1 pseudogene is annotated in these 587 nt (G+C 46.8%); it reads right to left on the reverse strand.

The window, feature by feature from the left end:
• A pseudogene (locus tag ACWHAR_RS29830) lies at positions 1–587 on the reverse strand (transcriptional regulator); the annotation flags it as partial.

The following is a 587-nucleotide window of genomic DNA, read 5'->3' on the forward strand; positions in this document are numbered from 1 at the left end:
GGCTTCTACATGATAACCTCTCGCAAAGCTTAAGTCACCGCGAACCAATAGAACTCTGTGTTGAATGGTAGGGGAAATCGGTTGATTTTCGATTTCGTTTAAAATGGTCTCTGCTTTTTCCTGTTGCCCGTCTTTTAAAAACAGCCTTGCTTTGAGTGCGTATCCCCAAACCTTTAGATCATGGGCATCGTGAGCGTCGGATTGTTCAAGAATCTTCAGCCCGGCTTCTATTTGCTGAAGCGCTCCGTCTAAATCATTGACTTCCATCAATGCCCAGCCTGAGGTGTCGATTCGGAAGTACGCTTCTCGTGTGTGTTGGCCTAAGTGATGGGCGGCGTCGGCCGCTTTGCGTCCGTATTCGATTCGCAGGGGCAGGTTGATTCTGCTTAGAAAATGGCTGATGCGGGTGATGAGTTCGATTAGGATTTCTTTTTGATCGGTGTCACTTGCCCATTGGATGACCTTTAAGATGTTTGGCCATTCTTGTTTCATTTGATCTAAGTTCCGTCCCAGCAGGTAGCTCCAATAGATAGAGTTGGGCTGTTCCCGCTTTAAATGGGTTTCGGCATAATCAACATAATAGTGCG

It is taken from the genome of Bacillus sp. LR--39 (assembly GCF_053613335.1).